This is a genomic window from Actinoalloteichus spitiensis RMV-1378 (genome assembly GCF_000239155.1).
Classification (GTDB): domain Bacteria; phylum Actinomycetota; class Actinomycetes; order Mycobacteriales; family Pseudonocardiaceae; genus Actinoalloteichus_B; species Actinoalloteichus_B spitiensis.
The window spans coordinates 1-6,079 of record NZ_AGVX02000365.1 but is presented as its reverse complement, the minus strand read 5'-3'; the positions used below and the strand labels follow the sequence as shown (position 1 = coordinate 6,079).

General features: G+C 74.5%; 7 protein-coding genes. 4 read left to right on the top strand and 3 right to left on the bottom strand.

Features of this window, described 5'->3' with window-relative positions:
* A partial coding sequence (locus ACTIDRAF_RS0216295) for a hypothetical protein (RefSeq protein WP_026066173.1) occupies window positions 1–227 on the bottom strand: 227 nt, incomplete at its 3' end.
* On the opposite strand from ACTIDRAF_RS0216295, the gene ACTIDRAF_RS35345 reads away from it, so the two are divergent.
* The 4 genes from ACTIDRAF_RS35345 (at window position 219) to ACTIDRAF_RS32030 (ending at window position 3,211) form a co-directional block, all read left to right on the top strand.
* On the top strand, window positions 219–767 hold the full coding sequence (locus tag ACTIDRAF_RS35345; protein ID WP_157163070.1) for an ATP-binding cassette domain-containing protein: 549 nt from the start codon (window positions 219–221) through the stop codon (window positions 765–767). The genes ACTIDRAF_RS0216295 and ACTIDRAF_RS35345 overlap by 9 nt on opposite strands.
* A gap of 205 nt (window positions 768–972) precedes the next feature.
* Complete coding sequence (locus ACTIDRAF_RS0216280) at window positions 973–2,079, top strand: LLM class flavin-dependent oxidoreductase (RefSeq protein ID WP_016699791.1); 1,107 nt, start codon at window positions 973–975, stop codon at window positions 2,077–2,079.
* Window positions 2,076–2,702, top strand: coding sequence for an FMN reductase (locus tag ACTIDRAF_RS0216275; protein WP_016699790.1), 627 nt, complete (start codon window positions 2,076–2,078; stop codon window positions 2,700–2,702). Before ACTIDRAF_RS0216280 ends, ACTIDRAF_RS0216275 begins: the two co-directional genes overlap by 4 nt.
* The gene (locus ACTIDRAF_RS32030; RefSeq protein ID WP_016699789.1) at window positions 2,699–3,211 is read left to right on the top strand and encodes a MarR family winged helix-turn-helix transcriptional regulator; all 513 of its coding nucleotides are present in this window, start codon (window positions 2,699–2,701) and stop codon (window positions 3,209–3,211) included. Before ACTIDRAF_RS0216275 ends, ACTIDRAF_RS32030 begins: the two co-directional genes overlap by 4 nt.
* 63 nt (window positions 3,212–3,274) lie before the next feature.
* On the opposite strand, the gene cobA is transcribed toward ACTIDRAF_RS32030, so the two are convergent.
* Complete coding sequence (cobA, locus tag ACTIDRAF_RS0216265) at window positions 3,275–4,495, bottom strand: uroporphyrinogen-III C-methyltransferase (protein WP_039787678.1); 1,221 nt, start codon at window positions 4,493–4,495, stop codon at window positions 3,275–3,277.
* A gap of 92 nt (window positions 4,496–4,587) precedes the next feature.
* Window positions 4,588–5,808 carry a precorrin-6y C5,15-methyltransferase (decarboxylating) subunit CbiE gene (gene cbiE / locus ACTIDRAF_RS29275; RefSeq protein ID WP_016699787.1) on the bottom strand — a complete coding sequence of 407 codons (1,221 nt, stop codon included), beginning with the start codon at window positions 5,806–5,808 and terminating at the stop codon, window positions 4,588–4,590.
* Window positions 5,809–6,079 lie beyond the last annotated feature (271 nt).

Here is a 6,079-nt window from a genome sequence, read left to right as displayed (position 1 = left end):
GGGGCCGGGGCGCGGCGGGTACCGGGCGGTCGAGCCGCCGGGACCCGGCGTTCCGATCGGACCGCGAGGGCGGCGGTCGGGACGGGCGTTCCCGCCGCCAGGGCGGTCAGGGTGGCCACCGCCGGGACCGCGACCAGCAGCGCTGACCCCCCGTCGACGGCCAGGCCGCCGTCACCACGCACCCGCACGCCCGGTTGGTGGGCCACCACCAACCGGGCGTGCGGCATGTCGAGGGACTCCTGCGGGGCGCCCGGCGCCGGACGTCGGGCGCCGGCCTTGCCCCCGGTACCGCGACAGCCCGACGCCGTGGGGCGCACACCCACCCCGAGGTGGGGCGGACCACGCGGGCCAGGGGCGTCGGCACCCTCGACTTCCCGCTGCCGTTCGGGTCGGTGACCACCGCCAGCCCGCCGTGTGCCGGACGTCCGTCCAGCCGCAGGTCCCGGGCGACGGGTTCCCCGCCGTGGCCCAGGGTGACCGACTCGACCGGTAGGCCCCAGGACGCCACGACGTTCCTCGACCTCGCGCACCAGTTCGAGGTGTGGGAACTGTGCGCGCGGATGCACCGCGAGGGTCGGACGGTCGTCGCCGTTCTTCACGACCTCAACCAGGCCGCGCGGTACAGCCACCCACCTGGTGGTGCTGGACCGGGTCGCATCGTGGCGCAGGGGCCACCGGCGGAGGTGCCGCGCGCCGAGCTGGTCACGGAGGTGTTCGGCCTGACCCGCGACTCGTCCCCGACCCGCACGTCGGGACACCGGTGGTGATCCCGATGCCGGTGTCCGGTCCGCTGGCCCGACCAGCTCCGCCGGTTTCCCACGGGCCGGTGAGTGCGTGGCGCGCGTCGACGTCCTGTTCCGCCGCACCGGCCAGGTGCCCGGCCGTCCGGGGGACGGGGAACGGGCCGACCGGGAATAGGGAGCGCCGGACCAGCGTTATGCATGCGCATACAACTTGAGGAGGCTGTCGGAGATGCAGTTCGGGATCTTCAGCGTCGGTGACGTCACACCCGACCCGACCAACGGCACCACCCCCACCGAGGCCGAGCGGATCAGGGCGATGGTGCGGATCGCGCTGAAGGCCGAAGAGGTCGGCCTCGACGTGTTCGCCACCGGTGAGCACCACAACCCGCCCTTCGTGCCCTCGTCCCCCACCACCATGCTCGGTTACGTGGCCGCGCGGACCGAGCGGCTCATCCTGTCCACCGCCACCACGCTCATCACCACGAACGACCCGGTCAAGATCGCCGAGGACTTCGCGATGTTGCAGCACCTCGCGGACGGCAGGGTGGACCTGATGCTGGGCCGGGGCAACACGGGCCCGGTCTACCCGTGGTTCGGCCAGGACATCCGCCAGGGCATCCCGCTGGCGATCGAGAACTACCACCTGCTGCACCGCCTGTGGCGGGAGGACGTGGTCGACTGGGAGGGGCGGTTCCGCACCCCGCTCCAGTCCTTCACCTCCACCCCCCGCCCGCTCGACGGCGTGCCCCCCTTCGTCTGGCACGGGTCGATCCGGAGCCCGGAGATCGCCGAGCAGGCCGCCTACTACGGCGACGGCTTCTTCGCCAACAACATCTTCTGGCCCAAGGAGCACTTCGCCCGGCTCATCGAGCTGTACCGGACCCGCTTCGAGCACTACGGCCACGGGTCGGCGGACCAGGCCATCGTGGGGCTGGGCGGCCAGGTGTTCCTGCGGCGCAACTCGCAGGACGCGGTGCGGGAGTTCCGCCCGTACTTCGACAACGCGCCCGTCTACGGGCACGGTCCCTCCCTGGAGGAGTTCACCGAGCAGACGCCGCTGACGGTGGGCAGCCCCCAGGAGGCCATCGACCGCACCCTCCGGTTCCGCGAGTACTTCGGCGACTACCAGCGGCAGCTCTTCCTCGTCGACCACGCCGGGCTCCCCCTCAAGACGGTGCTGGAGCAGTTGGACCTGCTCGGCGAGGAGGTCATCCCGGTGCTGCGGCGGGAGTTCGAGTCGCTGCGGCCCGCGCACGTCCCCACGGCCCCCACCCATGAGAGCCTGCGCGCCAGGGGCGCCCAGGGCACGACGACCCCGGAGGAGGGAACCGCGTGACGACCAGGACCATCACGGTGATCAGCGCTGGCCTGGGCCAGCCCTCGTCGACGCGGCTGCTCGCCGACCGGCTGGCCGAGGCCACCACCTCCCGGTTGACCGAACGCGGCCACGAGGTCGACCTGGAGGTCGTCGAACTGCGGGACCACGCCAGGAGCCTGGCGAACACGCTGCTCACCGGGTTCGCCACCGGGCCGCTGGGTGAGGTGGTCGAGCGGGTGGGGTCGAGCGACGGCCTGGTGGCGGTCACGCCCGTCTTCAGCGCCTCCTACAGCGGCCTGTTCAAGCTGTTCTTCGACGTCCTGGACCCCGACCTGCTCGTGGGCACACCGGTGCTCGCCGGTGCCACCGGGGGTACGGCGCGGCACTCCCTCGCCTTGGAGCACGCCGTGCGCCCCCTCTTCTCCTACCTCCGTTCCGTGGTCGTCCCCACCGCCGTCTACGCGGCTCCCGAGGACTGGGCCGGTGGTGGCGCGGACACGGCGTTGGCCGACCGGATCGGCCGGGCGGCCGAGGAGCTGGCCGCGCTGGTCTCCACCCGCGAGCCGGGGGTCGCGGACCGCCGGGACGGGTTCGAGCAGCCCACTCCCTTCGAGGACCTGCTCTTCGGGGACCAGCGATGACCGGCGCGGACGTGCGGGCGGGGCGCGCCGCAACCCGGGCGCGGGTCGGGGTGTGGCGCTCGCTGATGGAGGTCCACTCCTCGGTGCTCCGTGAACTGGAACGGGAACTGACGGCTCGGCACGGCCTGTCCGTCAGCGAGTTCGACACGGTCGTCAACATCCCCACCGGCGGGGTGGGGCTGAGCGAGCTGACCGGCCGGGTGGTGCTCAGCCAGAGCGCGGTGAGCCGGCTGGTCGACCGGCTCACCCGGCGTGGCCTGCTGGAACGGACGGCCGCGCCGGAGGACTCCCGTGCGGTGCGCGTGCGGCTCACCTCGCTCGGGCGGCGGGTCCAGGTGGCGGCGATCCGGACCAACGCCGAGGTCGTGGAGCGGTGCTTCGCCGGGCGGCTCTCCGAGGAGGAACTCCAGGTGCTCGGCGCCGCGTTCGACCGGATCCGCGCACGGGAGCCGGTCGGCGGGTCGACCGCCCCAGCGGGTGGGGACGCGTCGGAGGAGGCCCCGGGCTGACCGGGGCGCCCGGGCGGGCCGCGTTGGGCGGGGCGCACCCGCCCCGGCCGCTCCTCCGGGTGGTCACGCTCCTCCGACGTCGTCCCCCACGGCGACGACCTCACCGATCACGATCACGGCGGGGGGTCGGACGTTCTCGGCCCGCACGCGCTCGGCGGCCTCGTCCAGCGTGCACCGCAGCACCCGCTGCCCCGCCATCGTGCCGTCGGCGATCACGCTCACCGGCGTGCCGGCGGCCCGGCCGTGGTCGAGGAGGACCCGGGCGAAGGCGTCGAGCCGGTCGACGCCCATCAACAGCACCAGGGTGCCCCCCAGCCGCGCCAGGGCGGGCCAGTCGGTGAGCGAGCGGGGGTCGCCGGGGGCGACGTGCCCGGACACCACGACCACCTCGTGGGCGACCCCCCGGTGGGTCACGGGGACACCGGCCACGGCGGGCACGGCGAAGGCGCTGGTCACCCCGGGGACGACGGTGACCGGGACACCGGCCTCCGCGCAAGCCAGCACCTCCTCGAAACCCCGGCCGAAGACGTAGGGGTCGCCACCCTTGAGCCGCACCACGAACTTGCCGGCCCGGGCGTGCCGAACCAGGAGGTCGTTGATCACGTCCTGGTTCGCCGCCCGGCCGTAGGGGATCTTCGCGGCGTCGACCACCTCCACGTGCGGTCCCAGCTCCTCCAGGAGCTCGCGCGGCCCGAGCCGGTCGGTGATGACCACGTCGGCCCTGGCGAGCAGCCGCCGTCCCCGCACCGTGACGAGGTCGGGATCCCCCGGTCCGCCGCCGACGAGGGCCACCCCGGGAGTGGCCGGTTCGGCGTGGTCGTCGACCACCCCGGACTGGAGTGCCGCGATCACGGCGTCCCGCACCGCCGCCGAGCGGCGGGGTCGACCTCCCGCGAGGACGCCGACCTCGACGTCGTCGTGGGTGCCGACCGCCGGGGTCACCGCGCTTCCCTGGACCGCCAGGTCGGCCCGCACGCAGAAGACGCGGGTGCGTTCCGCCTCCCGCGCCACCTCCTCGTTGACGGCGGGATCGCTGGTGCAGGCCAGTGCGTACCAGGCGTCGGCCAGGTCGCCGGCGTGGTAGGCCCGTCGGGTCCAGGTCAGCTCCCCGGCGGTGGCCATCGCCTCCACGGCCGGTGTCGCCGCCGGAGCGACGACCTCGACCCGCGCTCCCGACCTCAGCAACCGGGGTATCCGGCGTTGGGCCACGGTGCCGCCACCCACGACGAGGACCCGGCGGCCGGCGAGCAGGAGACCGCTGAGGTAGGGCTGCGCGCGACTCATGGCGCAGACCCTATTCGCGGGACCGCCCGGCGGGAACACGCTGCGTGGTCGCCGTCCCACCCTGCGGACGCCGGACTCCGCGACCTCTCCGGTCAGCCGGTCCCGGTGCGGGTGGAGGTCGCCCACACCAGGAAGGAGGGGTCCTCGGCCACGAACCGGGTGAGCCCCTGGGAAGTGGACACCATCCGGCTGACGGCGAGTTGCCGGCCCTCGACCTGGTAGCCGCTGTTGGCCAGGATGGTCCGGGTAGGTCCGATCAGGTCCGAGGTGGACAGGGAGACGACGACCCTGGGGGCGCCGACCGCCGCCACGGCGCGGACGACCTCGGCGCCACCTCCGCCGACGAAGACCGCGTCCGGTTGGGGGAGGTCGGCGAGCGCGTCGGGGACGACGCCCTCCACGACGCGGGGCTCCACCCCGAGGGCGGCGGCGTTGGCGATGATCCGGGCGCACTGCACCGGGTCCTGGTCGATGCTGATCACGGCGGCGCCGAGTCGGGCTGCCTCGACCGACACGGCGCCGGATCCCGCGCAGACGTCCCAGACGAGGGAGCCGGGGGCGGGACCGAGCCGGGCCAGGGCGAGGGCGCGGAGCTCAGCCCTGCTGAGCAGACCGGGCCGTTGCGAGAAGGTGTCCTCCGGTAACGCCCACCCCTGGGTGGCGATGGCGGTGGTGGCCGAGGCGGATCCCGCCAGCCAGCCGGGTTCGCCGGGGCCTTCCGGGTCGGCCAGCGAGAACAGGAGGTTCGGCTCGCGCCAGCGGCGGGTCGCGGCGCCGGCCGGATCCACGGTGGACACCCGTTGGTCCTCGGTGCCGGGGTCCTCCACGACGACGAGGGTGCGCCGCCAGCCGCGCAGGCCCGCGCCGATCTCGGCGGGGCCCGCTCCGGTGGCGGTGAGCACCGCGACCGAGGGTCGTGCCCGGCAGACGTTGAGCGCGCGGCGGAGGTCCCGGCCGCCGGCGGCCACGATGGGCAGGTCGTCCCACGGGCGGCCGAGTTCGGCGGCGAGCCGTTGCACGCTGGTGGTGCCGGGGATCACCTCGGGCCGCAGGCCGTGCTCGCGCAGCGTTCGCACCAGGCCGAAGAAGCCGGGGTCTCCGTCGGCGAGGATCACGGCGTGCGCCTGCTCGCCCAGCGCCCGCAGTTCCCGGACCACGGGTTCCCAGGGTTCGGGTTCCACCGTGCGCGTTCCGGTGGGTGCGTGTCGGTCGAGGAGGCGCGACGCCCCGACGACCATCCGCGCGCCCTCCAGTCTCGCGGCCGCCGCCGGGGAGAGCGCGCCGCCGTCGATGCCGATCACCGTCACCGTCACCTGTCCACCACTCCGTCCGTCGTCCGGGCCGGCCGTCGCCGAGCCGGTGGTTGCGCGTGTGGTCCGCCGCCGGAGCAAACCTGCCGGCGGCGGACAGCGTCGCAGATCAGGCACCGACGGACAACGGCGGTGGCCTCGTGGTGGTCGCCGGTGGGTGGGAGGTGCTCAGTCCGCCGCGTCTGCCCGCCGCCCCCGGGTGGACCTGCGGTTCGTCGCCTTCCGGGCCGCGGCGGGCGGTGCCGACCTGGCGGCACGGCTCCGCCCGCCCCCG